This window comes from Celeribacter baekdonensis (assembly GCF_003047105.1).
GTDB classification, from domain to species: Bacteria; Pseudomonadota; Alphaproteobacteria; order Rhodobacterales; family Rhodobacteraceae; genus Celeribacter; species Celeribacter baekdonensis_B.
Map to the genome: position 1 here is coordinate 40,927 of NZ_CP028476.1, position 23,114 is coordinate 64,040.

General features: G+C 59.4%; 20 protein-coding genes and 2 pseudogenes. 7 read left to right on the forward strand and 15 right to left on the reverse strand.

All coding sequences use genetic code 11. The annotated features are described in order from the left end of the window. Positions 1-73: 73 nt before the first annotated feature. Positions 74-3,892: an HYR domain-containing protein gene (locus DA792_RS21460; protein ID WP_159075359.1), complete on the reverse strand. Its 3,819-nt coding sequence runs from the start codon at positions 3,890-3,892 to the stop codon at positions 74-76. 96 nt (positions 3,893-3,988) lie between these two features. Here DA792_RS21460 and DA792_RS22530 point away from each other — a divergent pair, with 96 nt between their 5' ends. The 6 genes from DA792_RS22530 (at position 3,989) to DA792_RS21485 (ending at position 10,890) form a co-directional block, all read left to right on the forward strand. After that, positions 3,989-4,183, forward strand: a complete 195-nt coding sequence (locus DA792_RS22530; RefSeq protein ID WP_217621095.1) for a hypothetical protein — start codon at positions 3,989-3,991, stop codon at positions 4,181-4,183. A gap of 243 nt (positions 4,184-4,426) precedes the next feature. After that, entirely contained in the window at positions 4,427-5,575 is a 1,149-nt protein-coding gene (locus DA792_RS21465; RefSeq protein WP_159075360.1) for a tetratricopeptide repeat protein, read from the forward strand. A 474-nt stretch (positions 5,576-6,049) separates the two neighbouring features. Beyond that, positions 6,050-7,156, forward strand: a complete 1,107-nt coding sequence (locus tag DA792_RS21470; protein WP_107722849.1) for a UDP-glucuronic acid decarboxylase family protein — start codon at positions 6,050-6,052, stop codon at positions 7,154-7,156. Between the two features lie 2 nt (positions 7,157-7,158). Beyond that, positions 7,159-8,151, forward strand: a complete 993-nt coding sequence (gene galE, locus DA792_RS21475; RefSeq protein WP_199908215.1) for a UDP-glucose 4-epimerase GalE — start codon at positions 7,159-7,161, stop codon at positions 8,149-8,151. Further along, the gene (locus DA792_RS21480) at positions 8,148-9,974 is read left to right on the forward strand and encodes a glycosyltransferase family 2 protein (RefSeq protein WP_107722851.1); all 1,827 of its coding nucleotides are present in this window, start codon (positions 8,148-8,150) and stop codon (positions 9,972-9,974) included. The genes galE and DA792_RS21480 overlap by 4 nt, the downstream gene beginning before the upstream one ends. 28 nt (positions 9,975-10,002) lie before the next feature. Next, positions 10,003-10,890, forward strand: a complete 888-nt coding sequence (locus DA792_RS21485) for a glycoside hydrolase family 26 protein (protein WP_107722817.1) — start codon at positions 10,003-10,005, stop codon at positions 10,888-10,890. A gap of 603 nt (positions 10,891-11,493) precedes the next feature. Here the strand turns inward: DA792_RS21485 and DA792_RS21495 are convergent. After that, positions 11,494-13,254, reverse strand: a complete 1,761-nt coding sequence (locus tag DA792_RS21495) for a sensor histidine kinase (protein ID WP_217621096.1) — start codon at positions 13,252-13,254, stop codon at positions 11,494-11,496. A gap of 50 nt (positions 13,255-13,304) precedes the next feature. Then, on the reverse strand, positions 13,305-13,970 hold the full coding sequence (locus DA792_RS21500; RefSeq protein WP_107722820.1) for a LuxR C-terminal-related transcriptional regulator: 666 nt from the start codon (positions 13,968-13,970) through the stop codon (positions 13,305-13,307). 142 nt (positions 13,971-14,112) lie between these two features. On the opposite strand from DA792_RS21500, the pseudogene DA792_RS21505 reads away from it, so the two are divergent. After that, positions 14,113-14,556, forward strand: a pseudogene (locus DA792_RS21505) (Tn3 family transposase); the annotation flags it as partial. A 340-nt stretch (positions 14,557-14,896) separates the two neighbouring features. On the opposite strand, the gene scpB reads toward DA792_RS21505, so the two are convergent. The 12 genes and pseudogenes from scpB to DA792_RS21550 form a co-directional block, all read right to left on the reverse strand. Beyond that, the gene (scpB, locus tag DA792_RS21515; RefSeq protein ID WP_107717395.1) at positions 14,897-15,475 is read right to left on the reverse strand and encodes an SMC-Scp complex subunit ScpB; all 579 of its coding nucleotides are present in this window, start codon (positions 15,473-15,475) and stop codon (positions 14,897-14,899) included. 1 nt (position 15,476) lies between these two features. Continuing rightward, a complete protein-coding gene (locus DA792_RS21520; RefSeq protein ID WP_107717393.1) occupies positions 15,477-16,370 on the reverse strand; it encodes a DUF1403 family protein in 894 nt (297 codons plus the stop codon). Positions 16,371-16,577: 207 nt separating this feature from the next. Beyond that, a complete protein-coding gene (locus tag DA792_RS21525; RefSeq protein WP_245708054.1) occupies positions 16,578-17,522 on the reverse strand; it encodes a TniQ family protein in 945 nt (314 codons plus the stop codon). Between the two features lie 71 nt (positions 17,523-17,593). Continuing rightward, positions 17,594-18,472: a TniB family NTP-binding protein gene (locus DA792_RS21530; RefSeq protein ID WP_074646627.1), complete on the reverse strand. Its 879-nt coding sequence runs from the start codon at positions 18,470-18,472 to the stop codon at positions 17,594-17,596. Next, on the reverse strand, positions 18,465-19,226 hold the full coding sequence (locus tag DA792_RS22960; RefSeq protein ID WP_254679750.1) for a Mu transposase C-terminal domain-containing protein: 762 nt from the start codon (positions 19,224-19,226) through the stop codon (positions 18,465-18,467). Before DA792_RS22960 ends, DA792_RS21530 begins: the two co-directional genes overlap by 8 nt. Before the next feature lie 8 nt (positions 19,227-19,234). Beyond that, positions 19,235-19,423: a transposase family protein gene (locus tag DA792_RS22965; RefSeq protein ID WP_254679751.1), complete on the reverse strand. Its 189-nt coding sequence runs from the start codon at positions 19,421-19,423 to the stop codon at positions 19,235-19,237. 20 nt (positions 19,424-19,443) lie between these two features. Next, the gene (locus DA792_RS22970) at positions 19,444-20,106 is read right to left on the reverse strand and encodes a hypothetical protein (RefSeq protein ID WP_254679752.1); all 663 of its coding nucleotides are present in this window, start codon (positions 20,104-20,106) and stop codon (positions 19,444-19,446) included. Between the two features lie 658 nt (positions 20,107-20,764). Next, on the reverse strand, positions 20,765-21,397 hold the full coding sequence (locus tag DA792_RS23365; protein ID WP_368074516.1) for a hypothetical protein: 633 nt from the start codon (positions 21,395-21,397) through the stop codon (positions 20,765-20,767). Next, positions 21,391-21,711, reverse strand: a complete 321-nt coding sequence (locus tag DA792_RS23370; RefSeq protein WP_368074518.1) for a hypothetical protein — start codon at positions 21,709-21,711, stop codon at positions 21,391-21,393. Before DA792_RS23370 ends, DA792_RS23365 begins: the two co-directional genes overlap by 7 nt. Before the next feature lie 126 nt (positions 21,712-21,837). After that, a pseudogene (locus DA792_RS23375) lies at positions 21,838-22,156 on the reverse strand (phosphomannomutase); the annotation flags it as partial. 67 nt (positions 22,157-22,223) lie between these two features. Further along, entirely contained in the window at positions 22,224-22,502 is a 279-nt protein-coding gene (locus tag DA792_RS21545) for a hypothetical protein (protein ID WP_107722852.1), read from the reverse strand. Continuing rightward, positions 22,489-23,114, reverse strand: a 626-nt coding sequence (locus tag DA792_RS21550) for a polysaccharide biosynthesis/export family protein (RefSeq protein ID WP_199908213.1), incomplete at its 5' end; no start/stop codon positions are given. The genes DA792_RS21550 and DA792_RS21545, both read right to left, overlap by 14 nt.

Genomic DNA, 23,114 nt, shown 5'->3' on the forward strand with positions numbered 1-23,114 from the left:
AACAAAAGCGGTGAAATACTCAAGACCTGCGGCCCGAATTGGGACTGTTCGAAATAAGCTCTCCGCTTTGGGCCTAGAACGCGATGGAATAGGCCAAGCCCACGCCAAAGCTCTCATAGTCTGACGCCCCGATCCCGTCATAAAATCCGGTCAGTGCCAGGTTTGATCCGCCGTCAAAGGCATAGCTCAGACCCAAATCCACACGGCCCCGCCATCCGTCAGAACTTGGCTCAAGGCTGCTTGCCGCGCCGGAGCCTTCACTGTGCGACCAGATCGCTGAGACCCCGCCATTGATCCGCAAATCGGCGTTTGTCAGCGGCACGTCATGCTCAAAGTCCAGCCCAAGCGCCGCCTGAGCGAGGCCAAACCTTTGCTCGGGGATGATATTGCCCAGCCCATCTTGATAGCTCAGTTGCGTGTCTGAGGTATAAGACAGATCAACATTCGGGCGCAGGGTGGTTGGGCCATACGCCATTTTTCCGGCCAATTTCGCCTGAAGCAACCACCGCTTTGTGTCAAACTGATCGGTGTACGTGCCATAGGGAGAAATGTCGTTTGAGCTCCGCCCATAGAGCGCCCGCCCCTCAAAATAGAGCGGATGATTGGGACTGCGCGCAATGACATAGGGACCGGTCAACCACCCCTGTCCCGTCACTCGCGCCGGGCCATCTGTTTGATCTGCGTAATCAAATTGCAGCATGGCCCCAACCATCATATTCGGGGACAGGGTGGCATGGCTGCCCAAAGCGCCAAAGACATAGCGCGTCTCGGCCCCCGCTTGCTCCGACCATGAGCCGGTCAAAGCCATCCAGACCGGCTGTCCGGCTGGGCTTGCGATGTCAAAATGGCCCGTGCCGCGGCTGACCTGTGCATTGAACCTGCCGCGATTTTGGCCCATCAGGAAGGGGATCAAATCCGGTTGGTTGGCCAGCAATTGCGTGGCCCGCGACTGAAGAAACGTGGCGATCTGTTCTTGGGTGTCGGCCACCGTTGTGTCAGAAATGGTCACTCTGTTGGAGGCGGTGCTGAGATTGCCCGCCGTGTCTTGTGCGGCCCCCTCCGGCACCGACGCAGACGCATCCCCTGTCCCGGTTAGGGTCACCAACGCCGTGTAGACCGCCGGCCCCCCCGTGACCGAGGCCACTGTGGCGTTTGAGAGGCTGATGTCCGAGACCTCAAAGCCGGTCACATCCTCGGAGAAGGTAAAGGTCAAAAGGGTTGTATCCCCGAACCCTGCCGTCTCTGTCGCGCCGCTGATCACAAGGCTCGGCGCGATCAAATCGGTCTCCACCTCAACCGTGGCCGCAGGGGACACATTGCCCGCCGCATCCATGACCGTGACCCGAACCGTGCCGCTGGGCTGTCCAAGGGGGGAGGTCACATCAAAGGTTCCGCTGCTCAACAGGACGGTTTGGTATGATCCATCCGGGAAGGTAATCGTGGCCGTGGCCCCCATTTCACCAGAGCCGGAAATAGAAATCGACGCACCGAAGTTGACCACCGTGGTCGCGATGATTGGCATCTCCGGCGCGGTCACATCGGTTACGGCCACCAGAAAACTGACCTGCGCCGCCGCATTGCCTGCGCTGTCGGTGGCATCCATCGTCACCGTGGTGTCGCCAATGGGGAAATCATAGGACCCGGTCAAAACAGTCGCACCAATCGCATAGGTGATCGCCGGGACCTCGCCGGAATTGTCGGTCACAGACCCCAAAGAGGTCACGTCAAATGCGGCGGTGTTCAGCCCCGCATCGGTGTCTACATTCTGGGTCGCGGGGGCGGTGATCACCGGAGCTTCGGCGTCATTCACCGTCACGGTAAAGCTCACCTGCGTCGCGGCATTGCCCGCACTGTCTTCGGCGTCGATCGTCACCGTGGTCACGCCCGATGGGAAATCATAGGGGCTGCTGATCACCGTGCTGCCGATTTTGAACACCGGCACGAGACCTGTGTCGCTGTTGTCCGACACCGTGGCCGCAAAACTCACCGAAGCGGTTGAAACACCGGCATCCGCCGCCTGCGCAATATTGGCGGGCGCAGTGATCACCGGCGCTTCGTCGTCGCTCACCGTCACGGTAAAGCTCACCTGCGTCGCGGCGTTGCCTGACGTGTCCGCCGCATCCATCGTCACCGTCGTTTCACCAATGGGGAAATCATAAGAGCCGCTCAAAACGGTCGACCCCACCTTATAGATGATCGCAGGGACCTCGCCGGAATTGTCGGACACAGACCCCAAAGCGGTCACATCCAATGCGGCGGTGTTCAGGCCTGCATCGGCATTGGCGACTTGATCCGTTGGGGCGCTCAGAACCGGCGCTTCAGTATCGAGCACCGTGATAAAGGCCGATTTTGTTTCCGTTCCGCTACAGCCATCGAGATCGTTCGCCATGAGCGAGACAGTATACGAGCCGGGTGCGGTGAACGTATGCGCCGCGGAGGAGAAACTTGTAGAGGTTACACCATCACCAAACGCCCATGCCATGCCGGTGAGAGGCGCACTGCCGATTGTGCTGGAGGTGAAAGCCACAGCGAGAGGCGCGTCGCCAGAGGTGACATCCGCCGAAAAATCCACCTTAGGTCCTAGCGCTTGTACGGCGCTGGCAATTGTACGCGTGTCGGTTGCGCCAAGGGCGGTGGTGACGGTCAAACGAACGGTGGCCGTGATATTTGAGAAACTGTGGGTCGGGTTTTGCACTGTCGAGGTCGTGCCATCACCAAAATCCCACAACCAATTCGTGATCACTCCTGTGGTGCCTGCCGTGGAGGCATCTGTGAAACTGACCGTTATCGGGCTACAGCCAAAGCCACCGGCGGAAACGATGAAATTCGCGACGGGTTTGGCGGAATCACTCACCGTCACGGTAAAGCTCACTTGGGTGGCCACATTGCCAACGCTATCCGTGGCATCCATCGTCACCGTGGTGTTCCCGATCGGGAAGGCGTAATTTCCCGTCAGAACCGTGGTGCCCACCTTATAGGTGATCGCGGGAACCTCGCCGGAATTGTCCGTGACCGACCCCAACCCGGTCACATCCAACGTCGCCGTCGAAACCCCGGCGTCTGACGGCGCGGTCTGCGTGGCCGGGGGCGTGATCACCGGGGCTGTCAGATCAATGTTCAACGCATTTGCGCTGGATTGATAGGTGGTCGTGATCCCGTCAAAAATCGACGCACAAATATAGTTGCCGTTGTTGGTTTCTGATGTGATCGAAAACGACACGCCGGACGAGAAAGCGATCGACGGCGCATCGCTGGCGTTACAGGTGGCATCGGCGCTAAAGCCATATTTCGCGATGGAAAGCTGGCCACTGTCCGGGTCCGTCGTGGTGATGGTGATCTGGTCGCTGGTGGTCGCACTGGCTGAGACATCATCGGTAAAGGACAGGCTTGGGGCGGTGTTGGTGCCTTCACTGATGTAATAGGTGTAAAACCCGGCGCTCATTGACCCTGCGGTCGACAGAAGCCGAAACGAAAAGCCCATAAAATTTTCGTCGGCATAGGGAAGCTGTGCGCCGTCTTGTACGAAATCTGCGATATTCGCCTCTGTCGTTCCAAGGCAATTTGCAAGGTAGAGAAGGGTAATCGCGGGGCCAGAAGAAATCCCCGGTGTAGCGCCCGCCGTGACGTAGTTGCCCCCCGCATAGCCATAGGACCCAAGACCATCAACGAAGACAGCGGCCGTTATCCCGCTGTCTTCGGTTGTGGTTGCCGTGACATTGCAGGACCCGATCATGGGTGTTGAGCGATACTTGGTGTCACCGCCTCCAACAAAGGCCGAGGCCCCCTGAGATCCCAAGACAAAAGCCAAAATCGCCATCACAGCGCAGCGGATCGCCGTTCCGCGCCAACCTGCACCGAGACGATGGCGGATGCCATTTGTTTTGAGTGTCATGACATCCATCCTTAAAATTAACGCTTTCGCTCCTGCATAGCCGACTTCACCTGTCACTCTATGTGTGAATCCACACATGTGGCGCAAAAAGCACACATGAATGATCCGCGCCAAACCGCGCCTAAATCCTTATTTTTAATGCGCAAAAATACTCAAATGCCCTCGTTTGAGCGAAAAGATTTGCGCCGATTTTTGACGTCCGCCGCCGCATCCCCATCAGAAATTGGTGCCACGTTAAGCCCTGCTCCCTGCCGCATGCCTTTCAACCGTTTACTGGACAAATCCCGTTGATCAGACCGCGCCAAATTCGGCCGCGCATTTTCCCACAGGATGTGATATGATCAACGCTGTCACGATCCATTCCAATGGTCTTTCCGGGCGCTTCCGAAAGACCAAAATCATCAGCACGTCATCTGTTGTGCTGACTTGAGTGTATTTGGGAGGGTGATCATGACGGCAATCCATTTGGACTTATCATGGGGCAAAGCCACGCGAGAGTGGCGGGGTCTGAGGCACGGCTGCGCAGGGGTTGTGATGGCCCTTTGTTGCGCCTCTGCGGGCTTTGCCCAGCAAGCCTCACCGCCGGTCAGCGAAACGGCCATGCAACTGATCTATGGGGCCGATGGGGTCGCCCAAGATATTCCCGCAGGTCTGGCCATGCTCAAGGACGCATCCGCAGACGGCGACCTCGCAGCACAGCGGACCCTGGGTGAACAACTGATCGGTGGCTGGGTGACACAGCGCGACAGCGACGCGGGTCTCCCCCTTTTGAGGGCGGCTGCACAGGCCGGAGACACCAAGGCGCAACTCTCTCTCGGGACGTTCCTCTTGTATGGGATTGGCGTGCCAAAAGACATGCGCGCGGCGCGCGATCTCTTTGAACAGATGGCCGACCGCGGCGATCCGACCGGGCTACAGCTCTACGGCGAGGCGCTGATGTGGAGTTTGAAAGACCCAAATGCGGCCCAAACCTATCTCATCCGTGCGGGCGAGATGGGACGGGGCGCGGCTTGGGCCATTCTCGCCGAAGGGGCCATGTATGGTTATCTTGGCGATGGGAAAACCTCGCGTGCCAAATTCGACGGCTTTGCCAAACGCGCGCGGGCCACGGGCAATGAACGGATCGAAGTGCTCGACGCGACGCGGCAAATGTGGGGGATTTCCATGCGCGCGAACGGTCCGGCAACGCTTGCCAAACTGGAAACGGCAGCAGATGCCGGCAATACCGAAGCCGCCCGGTTCCTGATTGCTCTGGTGCGCGACGGCAACGGGATGAACATCCGCAAGGACACGCCCCACGCCATGGAGCTGCTCCAACGCTACGCGGATCTGTTGAGCCCACAGGAGCAGTGGCGCTTTGAGTTCACAATCGCGGCGGCCAAAACCCGTCAGTTGCACAACTATTCAGGACTTCAAGACCGCTTTATGGCCGCGCCGGGACCGCTGGATGCGGCATTTGGCAGTGATCTCTATAAGGCCAACCCGAATTTCGCGATCTACCTGTTGCAGGCCCGCATGAAACAGGACGGTCTCTACCCTGGCAAGTTGGACGGTTTGGCCGGCACAGCGACGGTGCAGGGCCTGTCACAGGTCTGCCGCGTCACCTTGGATCGGGCGGATTGCGCCGAAACAGCTCTGCGCCCGGACGTGGTCGGGGCCTTAATCGCCGATAGAAATTCCTGACCGAATGGTAAGACCGATTCGGACCTTTTTATGTCTTTCGAGGGCTCGGCGCATTTTGGAAAGGCATGGGGATATGGGATTTTTCACGCGATGGCGCCCTCTGTTCGCGCGATTGCAGCGCAGCAGGGGGCATTCGAAAACTGGTAAATAAAATGTTAAAACAAGACACTCCAAGATTGCCGCGATGCAGAACAAAAAGGCGGCAACACGACCAAGGCGCCGCGCCGGTGACCTGTCCAAATAGACAGGTGTCGCGATGTCTGATTTCGTATTCTAATTTTACCATGAGAGGACCGACCCTGTCTGAGCAGTGAGGTAGCTGTCCCTCGACATGAACGTCTTATGCACCTTCTACGTCAGCTAATACGTTCATTTTTTTGATCTTATACGATTTCGAGATGCAGCCTCGCGTCATGCGCAGGCTTGGGAGCCGTTTGCTTTTTTGATGTGCTCGCATCTCAAAGGGGGGGAACTATGACGAAGGCTTGCACATACACGCCCGCATTTGCGGGCGTGCCCGCTGGGGCATCAGCATCACCATCACAGTCACCATCACAGTCAAACAATTCACGTACTATTTTGATTGCCGGAGGGGCCGGATTTATCGGCTCGAACCTGTCGCGACGGCTGATTGCGCGGGGCGATCGGGTGATCTGTCTCGACAATCTGCAAACCGGACGCAGCGAGAATATCGCGGCGCTGATCCAACATCCGAATTTCGCCTTTATCCTGCATGACGTGGTCACGCCATTCCGTCTGCGCGGTCCCATCGACCAGATTTACAATCTCGCCTGTCCGGCTTCGCCACCAAAATACCAAAACGATCCGTTGCATACATTCAAGACCTGTATTTTCGGAGGCATGAACCTCTTGGCCCTGGCCCGCGAAAAAGGGGCCCGAATTTTGCAAAGCTCGACCTCCGAGGTCTATGGTGATCCCGATTGCGCGATGCAATCCGAGACCTATCGCGGGCTGGTCAACACCGTGGGCCCGAGATCGTGCTACGACGAAGGCAAACGCGCCGCCGAGACGTTGTTTTACGAGACCCATCGCCAGGACGGGGTCGATGTCCGCATCGCGCGCATTTTCAACACCTATGGGCCGCGGATGGACCCGAAAGACGGGCGTGTGGTGTCGAATTTCGTCGTACAGGCGCTCAGTGGTGTTCCGATCACCATCTATGGCGAAGGCCTGCAAACCCGGTCCTTCTGTTTCATCAACGATCTGCTCGACGGGTTGATGGCCCTGATGGAGGCCGACACCGATCTCGACACGGTGAATGACCCTGTCAATCTCGGAAATCCCGGTGAGTTCACAATGCTCGAACTCGCGCAACTCGTCCTTCAGATGACAGAGTCGAGATCAAGATTGACCTTTCGGGACCTCCCCAAAGATGACCCACGCCAACGCCGCCCCGATATCACACGGGCCAAGGCCTTGCTCGACTGGGCGCCAAAAATCGCGCTGGCGGAGGGGCTCCTCCCAACCATCGCCTATTTCGGCAAGGAGTTGAGCCAGATGCAAACCGCGCAACTCGGTGCCACTCAGAACCTGCAGTCGGCGGGGGGGTATCTACAATGACCCTGCCGCAACGCATCATGGTCACGGGCGGCGCAGGCTATATCGGGTCACATTGCTGCAAAGCCCTGTCACAACATGGGATCGAACCCGTCACCTTTGACAACCTGTCACGCGGCCACCGCGCGGCCGTGAAATGGGGGCCACTCGAAGTCGCCGATCTGCGCGACAGGGGCGCGGTGGTGCGCGCCCTGACACGGCATAAAATTGACGCCGTCATCCATTTTGCGGCGCTGGCCTATGTCGGTGAGAGCATGGTGATGCCGACGCTCTATTATGACAACAATCTCGATGGCATGACCTCGCTTCTCGGGGCCATGGCCGGAGTCGGTGTGACCAAAATCGTCTTTTCATCGAGTTGCGCCACCTACGGCGTGCCCGATGCCCTGCCGATCAACGAGATGTCGCCACAAGTCCCGATCAACCCCTATGGCCGCAGCAAGTTGTTTTGCGAATGGATGTTGCGCGATGCGGCGGCGGCAAGTGATCTGCGCTATGTCGCGCTGCGGTATTTCAACGCGGCAGGGGCGGACCATGATGGCGAGATCGGCGAGGATCACACCCCCGAAACCCATCTCATCCCGCTGGCGCTTCAGGCCGCCTACGGGACAGGTCCGGCGCTCAAAGTGTTCGGGACGGATTACCCAACCCCCGATGGCACCTGCATCCGCGATTATATCCATGTCGAGGATCTGGCCCGCGCTCATTTGCGTGCGCTCGCCTATCTGGACGAGGGCAGAGACAGTCTTGCCGTCAATCTCGGGACCGGACGGGGCGCTTCGGTGCGCGATGTCATTGCCGCCGTGGAAAAGGTCACCGGACGCAAAGTGCCGGTTGTCTATGAGGATCGGCGGGCCGGTGATCCCGCGGAATTGACCGCCGATCCACGGCTTGCCGCCACACGCCTGGGATTTCGGGCCAAACACCGCAGGCTTGACCGGATGGTCGCTGATGCCGCCCCGTGGTTTGCCCCCGAACAGGAGGCGATCGTGAGATGACCAAATCCATGCCGCGCCACCCCGCAACGCAGCCGCGTCCCTATCTGGTGCCGATCCTGACCGGACGGCGCGCGGTTTCGTATTATGCGGTGGCGGGGCTTTGGATGGTTGCGGCGGGATGGTTTTGGATATGGTGGCTCACGCCGTCCCATGTCCTCGGTCTGGGGCGATATTGGATCGTGACCGGAGCCATGCTCTGGATTTGGGGGATGCAGCTGTACTTTGTTGTCGTCTTCCTGAAATCCCGCCGCTCTGATGCCCCCGATCCCGTGCCGGGACAGTGGGACGTGGCGATGGTCACGACAAAAACCCCCTCGGAACCCTTTTCTGTTGTGCGCAAAACACTCGAAGCGATGCTCGCGCAAGAGTATCCGCATGACACATGGCTGGCCGATGAAGCCCCCGATGCGCAGACCCGCGCCTGGTGCGACGCCCATGGCGTGAGGATTTCGACCCGTCAGGGCATTGCGGACTATCATCGGGCCGAATGGCCACGCCGGACGCGGTGCAAAGAGGGAAATCTGGCCTTTTTCTACGACACATGGGGCTATGACACCTACGATATCGTTTGTCAGCTGGACTCAGATCATGTGCCGCAACCGGGGTATTTGCGGGAAATGTTGCGACCCTTTGCCGATCCAGAGGTCGGCTATGTCTCCGCCCCGTCGATCTGTTCCGCCAATGCAAAGGAAAGTTGGGCGGCCCGCACGCGGCTTTATTCCGAGGCCGCGTTTCACGGCGTGTTCCAAGCCGGTTACACGGCGGTGTTTACCCCGATGTGCATCGGCTCGCATTATGCCGTGCGCACCATCGCCCTGATGGAGGCGGGCGGGCTTGGCCCGGAACTGGCCGAGGATCATTCCACCACCATGTTGATGGCTGTGGCGGGATGGCGCGGGGTGCATGCCATGGACGCGATTGCCATTGGCGACGGTCCGGCGACCCTGCCCGATCTGGTGACACAGGAATTCCAATGGTCGCGCTCGCTGATGACGCTTTTGCTGCGCCATACGCCGTCGCATCTGCGGCAACTGCCGCTGCGTCTCAAATTTCTCTTTCTGCTGTGCCAAAGCTGGTACGCGTTTTTCACCCTCTCCATGGCGATGATGTATGTCTTGCCCATTCTCGCGGTGAGCTTTGACATCCGCTTTGCCGATGTCACTTATGCCGGATTTCTGGGGCATTTCCTGCCCTCCGTCGCGGTCATGGTGCTCTTTGCCTATATGATGAAACGCGACCGGTTCTTCCGGCCATTGAATGCCAAAGTCCTGTCCTGGGAAAAGGCTTTTTTCGTTCTGTTGCAATGGCCATGGGTGCTCTGGGGCTGTGCGATGTCGGTCTATGACCGGCTCAGTGGGAAATTCGTTGATTTCCGCATCACCCCGAAAGGCGAGGCCGCAAGCGCCACCCTGCCGGTGCGGATCATGGCCGTTTACGCCGCCCTCGCGCTCGGGGCTTTGGTGCCGGTCTTGCTGGTGTCCGAGCTCAGGGAAGCCCGTGGGTTTTACCTTTTGTCGATCGTGAACGTGGTGCTCTATCTCGCGCTTTTGGCCACCATTTTCATCCGTCATCTGTTGGAAAACCGCCGTCCGGGTTTGATCCGTGAATTGGGGCTCCGCCTGCCGGGCTATGTCTCGGCGATGACCTGTATGGTCGCGCTGACCGTCTGGGGCGTGTCTTTGCGCGGGGTGGAAAGTTTTCAGGCGCTCGCTGTCGGCTTTGAACCCGCGGGCCTCACGAAAGTTGAATACGTTGTGTCCGGCGCCGGCATGGGGCGGCCCGGCGACATCCGGGTGCATTTCGGGATTATTGGGCGCAACTGAGTGCCGCATTTTAAAGGGAGGACAAAACATGAAACAGATCGGGAAAGGATTTTTTGCCGCGCTGTCGGTCGCTCTCGTGATCGCCGGGCCCGAGGCCCGCGCCGCGCCACCCGGAGAGTTGCCCTTTGGCGTCTATGACCCGGACGGGGATTTTAGCGCCGACGGGCAGGTCGTGATCGAACATCTCTTTTTGCCATGGGAAGACGTTTATCTGCCCTCGCTCAACGATGCGGATGCCTATGCGTTAAAACGGGGCCGGGCGCTTTTGGTCACGCTGGAGCCCTGGACATGGTCCCGCAGCGAACGCAACACCGCGCAATATCTGCGCCGTGGCATCGAAGACGGGCGGTATGATGCGAATATGAAAGCGGTCTGTGACGTGCTGGGCACGCTCAAAAGCCCGGTGACCCTACGCTTTGCCCATGAGATGGATGACAGCTCGGGGCAATTCATTTGGGCCGGGTGGAACCCGGACACCTATATCGCCGCCTATCGGCACATGATTGACCTGTGTCGCAAAAGTGCCCCCGCGATCACCGTCATGTGGTCACCCTTGGGTGATGAAGACATGGCAAAATACTACCCCGGTGACGACTACGCCGACCTGATCGGGTTGACGGTTTTTGGACTTCAAGCCTGGGATCAGGCCAAATATGGCCGGGATCGCAGCTTTGATGATGTCTTCATGCCCCGCTACGAACGTGCCGCCGCCTTTGGCAAACCCGTGGTGGTCGCGGAGCTCGGATATGTCGGCAAAGCGGACTATGTCAGCACCTGGGAAAACGCGGTGCGTCAGGAAAAAACCGACTATCCGAGCCTTGTCGGCATTCTCTATTTCAACCAACCCGAGGTCTATCCTTGGCCAGAAGGATTCGGCGCCCCGGATTGGCGGGTTAAGAACCAGATCCTGAAATAGGGCGGGATCGTCCCGGCCCTGTCCCCGCAGCGGCGAAAATTCGCCACCCCGGTTGATCCATTTCAAAACTATGAAAACGCGCAGGAAATATCCTGCGCGTTGTTTTTTACGCGTTGACACAGCTTTGCCCTGTTCTTGCCACGCACAGGTTTTCATTGACCTGTATGCCAATCTTTAACACTTGTGGTGGCCAATAAGGTCTGACGACGGCTTTCGCGAGTGGTCCGAGGCATAAAAAGAGGCTGAGCAAATGTCTGCGACTGTACATCTAAAACGCGCCGCGTCTGCGGCACTGATCTCTTGTGCGCTTGTCGCCGCGGCCCTCCCTGCGAGCGCCGAAAATCAAACGGAGCCGCTGCGTCCGTTCACATCGCCCGCGAAAACCTACGCTGGCAAAGGTGCGACACAGTTTGATTGGCTGAAAAGCCCGAAGACCGCGACGGACACCCGCGTCGTCCTCGCATCCGGCTCCCGTGCCCCTGGGTCTGGCAGCTGGATCTGTTCTCCGGCGGGGTTCGGCACGAAGTCCACATGCCGCATGCGTTAGGTGATCGCGGCGTACCCCCACAGGGGGAATGCTCCGCCTCTCAAGGGGCCCAACCGTTATGTTGCAATGTGCTCAATGGAAACAGACGTGCCCGTTTGTCCCGTTTGAATGGACAGATGCGCCCCTATTTTTGACGCCCGCCGCCGCATCCCCGTCAGGCCATAATGGGGTCTGTCGGCACGTTGAGCGGCATCGACGTCAAACCCAAGACCATCATCGGCAACCGTAACCCGGCGGTGGTCGGCATAGACCCTAATCTTGCTGGCTTGCGCGTGTTTGATCACGTTGGTGATCGCCTCTTGCACGATCCGTGCGATATGCAAATTGTCGGACGGGGTTCCAGAGGACCACAGCGGCTCGTCTTGGATTTGCCACTCAAAGCTGACACCGTGTTTGGCCAAAAGCCCCTCAAGCCGGGTGCGCATCATCCCCAACAGCGTGGCCAGACTGTCTTGGCTTTCGATGCTGTCCATCATCAAGGCCAGATCGCGCAGCGCATCCTCCAAGGCGGTGCGCAGGGTCGGGTCCTCGATGGATTGGCTTTCCATATAGGCCAGCGTGTTGACCAATTGGCCCCCGACCCCATCATGCAATTCCAACAAAATGCGGCTGCGCTCCTGGCTGATCGCTTGCTTCTTTCTCACCATTGCCAGCTCATTGAAACTGGTTTCAAGCTGCGCCGATTTTTCGGCAATCGTGCTGTGCAATGTCGCGGTCAGTTGGGCATGTGCCGACAGGCTGCGGATCAATTGCGACAGGATGAGCCAAAGACAGACCAGCGCGGTCAAAAGCGGCATCAGATGCAGCAAATTCATGCTACGGGCCTGCGAATGGGTCAGCACCAAAAACAGCCCGTCAAAGGCAAGTGCGAGGGCCAGAGACAGCGCCGGAAAAAAGATCAAAAAGTCGATCTTTGGCACGGAATGGCGGTGCTGCCACATGACCGCGACGGTGATGATCCCCGCCACAGCGGCGCATAAATTGACCGCAGAACACGCGGCATCGACGTAGCGCAGGGGCAAGAGAACAGCGATCAGAACACCGCCACAGATCACCCACGGCAGCACCCGCTCGCTGCGCAAAGGCGCGATGCCAAGGAAGCTGCGCACAAATTTGAGCATGAACAAAACATAGCTCGCGACAGAGAGGGAATGCAGGCTTTCAGAGATCCTATAGGTCCCCACGGTGGCATGGGTGGCAAGCAAGGCCAAAAACACACAGGCCGATAAACACGACAGAGCAATCCAAAGAAACATCCGCTCCTTGGTCTGCGCAAGCCAGACGACAAAATACCCCAAGGTGAGCAGGATCATCAGCCCCAAGGCCAACTGCGTCAGCCCCTGCGTGAGCATGAAGCGGTTGTCATAAGGCGCGCTCAGCACCTCTCGGTCGCCGAAATGAAAGGGCTGTAAATCAAGTTGTCCCGGCACAGGGCCTGACAGATCGAACATCACGGTATTTTCGCCCAGCTTCAAAAGGCTTGGCGACACCTCGACCAACAAAGGCGCCATCCAAGGATGTCTTTGATGCGGCAGCGCGTGGACCAAGGCCCCGTTCACCGTGATCTGAAGGTGATGGTTATATTTGGGAATGAAAAACGCCTGCATCTGTGTCGGCACGTCCTGCAAGGAGACCGTGAACTGCAAAACCTGATGCTCGACCCCCGGCGTGTAGCGCGCCGGCGTGGAAAATGGCAAATCCAATGGCACAGGGGCGTCACAGTCAGGCGGCGCGCAAGAGGCGACACGATCAAAGAACATCGTGTGGTCTATCGGGCGAATATCCCCAATATCCACGACAGAGAGCAGGGTCAGCATGGCAAGGATCCATGCCACGACACCGCCATAAACCCGCGCGCCCGCTCCCATCAAATCATGCCGTTCTTGGCCGCTTGCACAACGGCCTCAGTGTTGGAACTGACCTTGAGCTTGCGGTAAATCTGCGTGATGTGATTGCCGACCGTGCCGCCGGAAATGCCAAGTTGATCACCGATTTCGCGGCGTTTGTAGCCACGGGCGATGGCGCGGAGAATTTCCGTTTCCCGCGGCGTCAGCGTCTCCACCCTCCCCGTCGCCATGCCAGATGTCAGGCCCGATGTCAGGCCAGCATGATCACTCAAAAGGTTCAACACATGGCGCGCAATCGCCGGGCTGATCGGACTGCCGCCATCAATCAAGGTTTGGATATCATCACCCACTTGCCCAAGATCGCCGCCCTTCAAGATATAGCCCCGCGCCCCGGCTTGAATGGCCTCCACCACACGGGCCTCATCGCCAAAGACCGAAATGACCAGCGCATCGACCTCCCACTCAGCGGCGGCAACCGCTTTGATCGCTTCAATCCCCGACCCGTCCGGCAGACCAAGATCCACGAGAACAACCCGCGGTTTGAGATCAAAGAGCCGCTGTAACCCGTGATCCAAGGTCCAACACACATCGCCGACGACCAAACTGGCATGCGCCGCCACTGCGGTCTTCAACCGTGTCGCGATGTCTGGCCTGTCTTCGATAATCAGAACGCTATAGGGCTTCATCTGCCGATCAATCCTTGGGTGTGGTCGGGTGAAACTATCATGTTGATTTCTCTTGGCTAGGTGGGATCTAAGGGCATTGTCAGGTTGCCAGTTCTGGCATGTGGGGTCTGATGCCGGAGAGTGCAGAATCCTACTCTAAGCGCTGAGAACCCGTTTCCCGTATCCCCGACAGCATGAACTAGCGGTCGCATTGCGCGAAATCGGCCGGATCGAACGGACGCTCTTTATCATCGATTGGCTGCTGGATGCCGATATGCAACGCCGTGCCCAAATCGGCCTGAATAAGGGCGAAGCGCATCATGCGCTGAAAAACGCCCTGCGCATTGGGCGCCAAGGTGAAATCCGTGATCGAACAGCTCAAGGCCAGCACTTCCGAATGGCCGGGCTGAATCTCCTCGCCGCCATCATCATTTACTGGAACACCAAACATCTCAGTCACGCTGTCGATGGCCGCCGCCGGAATGGAATGGATTGCTCTCCCGACCTGCTGGCGCATACCCCACCTGCCTTTAGGCCGCAAACTCATGCGTTTCTGCGATGGCACGGCATGGCACGGGCGTGGCATAACATGGCACGAGAAAACTAACCCTCTGAAAATAAAGAAAAACAAAGACGGGTGCACGGAAGCCGCAACAACAACCCAAAAAGCCTTTATTTATAAAGGCTTGAGGCTAACGGGCCGCTTGCTGCGTCAGGTGTGTAGACTTCCATCCGGCACGGATGGTCTCAGGAGGGTGAAACGAAGTGCCCTCCCGCTCGAAGACGTAAGCGTTAGCTTCCCTTTTCCCGGCTTCCATCGCTGGGAATCGCGTGCTCGGATTTGTAAAAATGCGACCGCGATCCTGCTGGTCATGACGCCCGCGCTCGCGTGCGCAAACGGGTGGACCGAACTGCGCCCATTGGCCCTCGAACATCCTTCGCTCCCCTCATTCTTGCTTCACGCCCGCATCCTCCATCTGCTCCCGATCGGGCAGGTCGTGTAGGCTCTCCAATCCGAAGGCAACGAGGAACTGTTCGGTGGTGACAAAGGTGTAGGGCGCGCCCCGTCTCGGGGATCGTGGCCCTGTCCCGATCAGCCCGCGCGCGTGCAGGCGCCCGATCAGGTCGCGGCTGATCTCCTTGCCGAAGATCTCCTTGAGCCCGTCGCGCGCAATCGGTTGATGATAGGCGATCGCCGCCAGAACCGCGACGTCGAACCGGTTGAGATCCATCAGTTGATCGCCAACGTCCGCTGCGGCGCGGATCGCGGGCGCGTAGGCGGTCCGCGTCCGGAACATCCAGCCTTCCGCCACTTTGGCAACCTCGAACGCCCGCCCGTCCAGATCGGCCGACACGTCCGCGATCAAAAGATCCACTGAGACCCCCTGCCCCACCACGCGGGTCAGGTCCTCGCGGGCGACCGGCGTGGCGGAGGCAAACAGCACCGCCTCGATCCGGCGCATCCATTCGCGCCAGCGCAATTCTGGCGGCAGGTCGGACAGGTCACGATCAAACTCTTCTGCCATCTTACACCCCGTAAAGCCGGAAGGTGTCGCGGCCGGTCAGTTCGCGCACGGCACCGAGGTCGACCAGCCGGTCGCACAGCCTGCGCGCGGACCGGCCCGGCAAAGGCAAGGCCGAGGCCGCGACCGCATCGCGGTTCAGGAATATTTCGACCGCATCGTCTGCCCCTTTGGCGCGCAATTTTGGCGCAACGGCTTTGAGGCGCGCGGCCGTCCGGGTCAGCTCTAAGGACAGCCGCACCGTCTCAGAGGCCGATGCGGTCACGGCACAATGACACGCCAGCCGCAACGCCTCGCCCTGCTTGCGCAGATCGGCGCGTTTCAGACCCAAAGCCAGCAGCGGCACCAGATGCTCCCAACCGAGCGCCTGCGCCAAAGCCGCATCGGCCAGGATCAGCGCCGCCCCCTCTGCCCTCGGGACATCCGTCATGATGGTTTCCAAAACGGCGGCGGCGCGCGCAACCGGGCCGCCCTGCCCCGCGCCGTGCCCATCGAGCCAGATCGCGATTGTGTCAGGGTCAAACTCTGGCAAGGCGCGGTGGAGCGACTTGAGTGTGGCGGGCCGTTCGACCGCGCAGCGCCAGCGGTGATAGGTCTCTCCCGCCGGTCCCGGCAGGTCGCCCGGGCGCAGGAAATGGAGTGCATCTCGCAACGCCCCGGCCCGTTCGGGCCGCCCTGCGAAGCCCATACAGGCTTCGGCCGCGCGCAGCGCGAGACGATCCCGCAACAAGGCTTGGGGCACTTCCTTGTGTCCCAATACCACATGCAGGTGGTTCAGCGCCGCACCCGACAAAAACGCAACATCTTCAAAGGTTTCAGGACGCGCCGAGGTGACCCAGGCGGGCATCAGGGGTAGAGTGTCCAGATCGTCGATAGGATCATGCCGGGCAAATGTCATGCTTTGAGCCTATATCAACGCGGCGCTTTTATCCAGAAATTTCACTCCAAACCGCCGCAGCTTGCGCGATCTATATATGTCCAATAAGTTTGCATTATCAGACATAGATGGAAATGGCCGGAAACGCTGTCGTGTCGTTTTAGTTTCATGTGTCGGATGGCCGGAATTCATGAGATTCAAGCACTTCCCTGAAAAGCGAGTCGGGGTTCATGAGATTCTGTACCGGTATTTATGAGACTGGATGGTGCGGTATTTGTGAGACTGGCGCTGTCTCGCGGCTTTTTCGGCAGACTGGCGTGCGCTCTCGTCGCGCTCAGCGCGCCAGAACCGGGCCGAGATGCGTCGCCTCAACGAGAGTGGCCATGATCGGAGCGCTTCCCGGACCCGTCCCTGCCCTTCCGCGTCGCTCATGAGCTTGATTGAGATCGCCCATTTGACCGGATCCTCGATGATCCGGTCGATGCCAACCGTCAGCGCGAAGGCCTGTAACAGCGAGCCCTGCGCCAGGGCGTGGAGACCGGGGCGCACCGGCTTGGTAAGGACTGGCGCCACCTGATCGTATTCGGGAACGACGACCGTCAGCGCCTGCCGGAGGATCGGCGTGGTGAGGAAATCATGGTAGTCCCGCCGGGTCTGGAGCGACATCCGCGGTTGCTCGTCGACATTCGGCGGCGAGGCCCGGCGATGCCGCGCCGTCAGAACCTGAAGCACTTCGGGCGCTTCCAGGTCTCCCTGCCCCGCGCTGCGCGCCCAGGCATCCAGATACGCGGCACCGGCCTCGGCATGCCCTTCAAGTTTCTTAAAGCAATCCGCACCGAACCGGTCGGACAGGGTCTCGCCGGTCGCGTCCCGAAACTCCACAGCATGCACCGGGCAACTGAATCGCCACGGCAGCGCGGCGGATTTGCGATGCAGCTCTTCGGGACAGAGCGGACACGTATGCCGGTTCTTCCGCGCGATCATCATGCGCGCCGCAGACCCCAACTCCCGGAAGGTCATGGCCTGCACGGTCTCAGGCGAAAGGCCGGTCCAAGCCGCGATCAGAGCCCCCTGCCCTTCCGAAAGACGCCATTCCAGGTCGAACACGTCGTGCCCCTTCAGGCCAAGCGCTGCAACGAATTCCGAAACCGTCATGGCGTAGAACGGGGCCATGCGCGCGGCCCAGGAAGACAGTCGTTCGTCGACCTCGGGGGCGTAAACAACCGGCAGGCGCCCGCACCCCGTCACACCGGCTCTCCCAGGACCGCCTGCAACCGGTCGCCACCCAGAATATCGCGCGAGAGGATGCGTTCCTCGCCGCTTTCGATGGCGGCGATCGCCAGCTGCGACAGGATCGAAAAGATGCCCGAGGTGATGCCGCCAGTCACCTTGATGATCCGCGCGAGCGCGTGTCCGTCGATCTGGCTTTGGCGCCGAAGCGGCAGCGTGCGCGTGAGCGTGCTCATCAGCCCGTTCAGATCCTCGCCCTCCCGCCAGGGCGGCAATGCGAAGGCCTCGAAGCGACGCACCAGCTGATCATCGGTGCGCAGCGCGTTGCGGGCCTGTGCGGTGCCGACGCAAACCAGCGGGATGCGCAGCTCGTTGCCCAGAAAGCGCAGCATGTTCAGGAATCGCGCCTGTTCGCGGATCGTGCCCGCCTGCAGGCTGTGGATCTCGTCAATCACCAGCATCCCCGGGCGCAATTCGGCGAGCAGTCGCAAGGCCAGACTCTCAAGTACAGATAGTGTCGCCCGCGGCGGCTCGGGGGCTCCAATCGCCGCCAGGATCCGGCGGTAGAAGCGCGACTCGTCGGGCCCCGAGACCATCTGCACCGCAACGACCGGCATATGCAGCCGTCCACTGGCTTCGTCGAAGCTCGACGCGTGATCGCGGGTGAACTTCTCGATGATCATCGTCTTGCCCATGCCGCTGTCACCGACAATGAGCAGGTTCGGCATGCGGGCGCGCTCGGGAAACGACATCAGCGTTTCCAGCTTCTCCAAGGCCGCCTCGGCCCTGGGATAGGAGACCCAGCGGTCGGCGCGAATCCGGTGAATGCGCTCGTCGGCGCTGAGCGCGGCGATCTTGCCGGCTCCCGGGTAGAGATGCGGGAACTCAGTCATCGTCGTACCATTCCTCGACCTTGAAGCCGGGATGGCTGAGGAACGGGCTCCCCTCCCCTTCCAGCGCGGGCAAGGCATCTCGCGCGGCGTCATCCGGTGTCACGTCGATCATGCGCCGGGGTGCCAGATGCGCCCGCCGCGCCTGATGACGCCGCGTGGCCTTGGTCTGCCGTACCGCGGTGTCGACGAGGTCGCGCTGCGCCTCGATCGTCCTGAAAATCAACTCCTCGTCCACAGAATGACGTCCAGCCTCGCGCAGGGCCCGCCGCGCCGCGCGGTGCTCCCAGAGCGTGATCGCAGGCCGTGTCAGATCAGCAGGTCGGGCTTCGATGATCCCACTCTCTGTCAGCACGAAGATGCGCGAGAGATCGCGCGGATCGTATTTGAGCGTGAACTTGCGGCTTTCCCGGCCCATCAGCCAACGCAACTCGTCCGCCCAGTAGCGGATGTGGAAGAGATGCAGGCCGTCGCGCTGCAAAACCCGCTGCTCAGACGGCAGAAAATCGACCAAGAACTGGCGCAGATCGGCGGGTATACGGAGTCTGACTTCGTCCACCCGTGTTGCCCAGGCCGCCGAGGGCGTGATTTCCAACGCGCTATGCACCCGCGCGTGGTAGGAGCCGGTGATTTCCAGCGCCAGCCAGGTTTCCAGCTCGCGCAAGGTCATCACCGCCTCGGCTTCGGCATCGAGATCGCCGCGCTCGAAGATGTTCGAGAAATGCGAGCCCGGCAGCAGGTGAATCGCGCCCATCATCGTGCCGATCAGCCGCTCGATATGCCCGCCATAGCGCGGCGTGCGGGCGGACGGTACTGCAGGTCGATCTGGTATTCGGAACAGGCAAGCTGAAAAGCCCGGGCATGGAACTCCGCGCCATTGTCCACATAAATCGCGGTCGGGATGCCCCGCGCCAGCCACTCCGTGCTGATCCCGCACGCCGTCAGCCAGTGCATTTTCTCCATCACCGCATGGGTCAGGCAGAGGGCGACGGAGAGCAGCGAGGGCGGTTCCAGGACAAGTGGAAGCCCAGAACCATGCGGGTATTCACGTCGATCGCGACCGTCAGCGTTGGCCGACCGAGCGGGCGTCGTGTCACCGGATCTACCACTGTCACGTCAGCCTTGGTGTGGTCGATCTGGACGATATCCAGCGGATCGTTGGCGACCAGCCCCCCAGGCGTGGCCAGATAGCGCCGGTCGGCCTTGTCCTTGCCCTCTCGCCGGGCCATCAGCTTAGCCTGGTCATGTTGCTCCAGCCAGCGCCCCAGACGACGATCGAGGGCGGTGCCAGCCCTTGAGCCCGACAATCGGCGGCGACCTCCCGCCAGAACCGCGTTCTGGTAGGTTTGCGGCGGGTGGCATAAAGCCCCTTGAAGTGGCGGGACACGATTTCTCCACCGCCGGTCCAGCGGCTGCATGCCAGGTTTGGGGCCCCGGGTGTCCGGCAGAAGTGCACTGGTCCGCCCGTCCTCGCGGAACTGCTTCACCAGACGAAAAAGCGTGGATCGGCTGACATTTAGCTGACGTATGGCCCAGTCGACATTGCCCTGAGTCAGCTGGGCCGGCAGCTCCGCGAGCACCCGGCGCGAAAACTCCGCCTCTTCCCAATCCTTGTCAGCTGGAAAATTATCGGACATAACTTACTCAGTGCATGGATGCCGGATAGTCTCACCAATGGTGATTCAAATCGGCGTCCAGTCTCACATACCTTGAATCGGTTTCAGAAATGCGACACAGGCAAGCTATTGAAAACACATGGAACGCAGTCTCAAGAATTCCGGCAGACCGACATCATGGGTGGATTCGCCCGAAATCGCCCCTCTCGCCCTCGAAATTTTCATTTAACCGGTGGACGGGCCTTTTGGCCAATCGGTGGACTCACCGCGAAGGAGACCAAATGTTCAACAAGATCAACGATCTTCATAAGCGAGCAGCCGCCTGTTCCAAGACATCCACTCGGTCAGCACTTCGACCACAGTCCAACGATGAACCCATAATCCAGCATTGAAACAAGAACACAACGGGATCAATACGTTAGTGTCCACTCATGGAACAAGAACGACATGCCGCAAAGCCCAAACAACACTGTCGGATTGCCGGAATTCATGAGACTGGCGCGGTCATGCGTCAACAAAATAAGGGTGCGCCCATGATCAGCACATCGCGGATGAAGCCTAAACGCTCGAAATATGGCAATCTGTACGGCTGCGATTCGGTCTCATGAACCTCGACACGTTATCCTGCCAGTCTCAAAAATTCCGGCAGACCGACAAAAACCAAATATCGGAATATAACCTACCGCGCCAGTTGCGCCGCGACGGCCTCTTTAGCTTGGGCCATGACCTTTTGCGCCTGCGCTTGTAACCCGGATTGGGCATAAATCCGAAACTCCGGTGCGTTCCCGGACGGGCGCAGATGCACAACATCACCGCTTTCGAAATCCACCCGCAGACCATCCGTCAAATCTACGCCAGAAATCGCCCCAAAAGGCGCGAAAAAGGCCGCACGCGCCGCAGACTCTTCAATCAACCAAGTCAAAAAACGGCCTGCCTTGTCCCGGTCAATCTCCTGAAGGCGATCCGCTGCGGTAAAGCAGGCCGGCAAATCGGCGCACAACGCACTGAGTGGCTTTCCAGCCTGTTTTGCGGCAAAGAGCGGCGCGATGATGGGCAACATGCAATCGCGTGTCGGCAAGGGAGAAAGTACCCCGTTCAAATGGGCCTCAAAGCCCAGAAAAAACCCGCCATTGGCCTCAAATCCCACGACCTTGGGTTCTGTGGCCTGGGCCTTTTCCATGCCCGCAATGACAAAAGGCGAGCCAATACGGGTCAAATGCACCTCTGTGAACTCTGGCAGGCGCCGCACCATGTCATTTGACGACACCGGCGTGACCACAGCTTTTGCCCCCAACACGCGCGCTGTTAACACCCCAAGCACATCCCCGGGATCACAGCGCCCGTCGCGTCGGTCAACATTGGACGGTCCGCATCCCCATCGGTCGATGCGATCGCATCCAGACCATGCGCCTGGCACCATTCGGCCAAATCGGCACGTGTCTGCGGATCAACGGCTTCGGTGTCGACGGGAATGAACGTGTCAGAATGAGCCAGCGGCACAATCTGGGCCCCAAGCTCGGTAAAGATCGCTTCCATCGTGTCCCGCGCCACGGACGAGTGCCGATAGACCCCAATCCGCAGGCCCGACAAAGCGCCCGCGCCGAAGGCCTCGACATAGCGCTTCACATAGAGCGGTTCCGCTTGGGTGTTTTGCGTATAGCTGCCGGTCTTTCCGCTCGCGTGGCGGGCCCGCGCGGCATAGGCCGCACCGATCTTGGCCTCATCCGCCTTGGAAATTTCTCCATCGGGCAGGTAGAATTTAAGCCCGTTGCGATCCGCCGGAATATGGCTACCCGTGACCATGATCGCCGCAGCCCCCGCCCCATCGACGACAGAGAAACGCAGGCGTTCCAAGAGCACCACAATCCACAACCGCGACACCCGCCTCCTGTGCCACACGACAAATCGTTGCGGAAATCTCTGGCGAGGACGGACGCAGATCTTGCCCCACATAGAGCCTGTCACATCCCGGCACTGTCGTCAGAAAGGCATGAACGTAATCCGCCACAAGCGTATCGGTGAGATCGGTCACAAGGCCGCGCAGACCACTGGTGCCAAAAGACGGTGCCATATATCGAAGCCTTTTCGTCAGAAGATGATGGTTCGGAAGGCGCCGTAAGAGGCGCCTTCGCTTGAAATCAATTCACCGCCGAAGCGCCGAGATTGACGATCTGCGGTGTGATTTGGCTCAGCGTCCGATTCCAACGTGTCACAGGTTTCTCAGAGACAAAAACCACATCATTGGGCCGTAATTCAAACCGTGTGGCAAGGACCATATGGGCCACGTTTTTCGCGTTCAAATGCCACGCGGTGACGGAGTCAAACTCCATCGGATCGCTGGACCCCCGCAAAACATAGATTTCGCGCGGATCAGAGGTGTTCACTTTCAACCCACCGGCCCCATCAAACAAAAGCATCCGACAAGGTTGCCGTGCGGCCAAAGGGCATGGTGAAGCGCCCGGATTTGACTAGCTCCCCGGTGAGATACACATAGTCCCGCTCAACCGCATCCAACGCGTTCACGGCGGTAAAGTTGCTCCGTGCTTCGCCCAACTGGGCGCGGCGCAACGAAATCTCAGTGCTCAACGCATTCAACGCCGTCACCCGCGACGTTTGCCGGAAACTGGCCAATTGGACCTGCTGTTGGAAATAGGCGGCGGCTTGATCAAGCTCATAGGTCGTATCAACAAAGACGATATCCCCCGACTTCATCAGAATGCGCCGCATCCCTGAACTGGAGTACAACTCAGACAACGGCACCTGGTACAAAGTCCCATCGCGGTACAAACGCACCGTGACATAGTCCATGCTTGGCGCTGTGACGCCGCCTGCGTTTGCAATCACTTCGTCCAGATACAGAGGCGTCAATGTGATGGGCACATTGCCCGGATCAGACACCGCGCCGCCCACGGACACTTTTTGGGAATTGAATACCGAGATTTCGATGCTGAATGTTGGCTCAATCTGAGATTCAACAAGCTTTTGGAACAGGACGGATTCGGCCTCTTCAATTGTCAGCCCGGAAATCG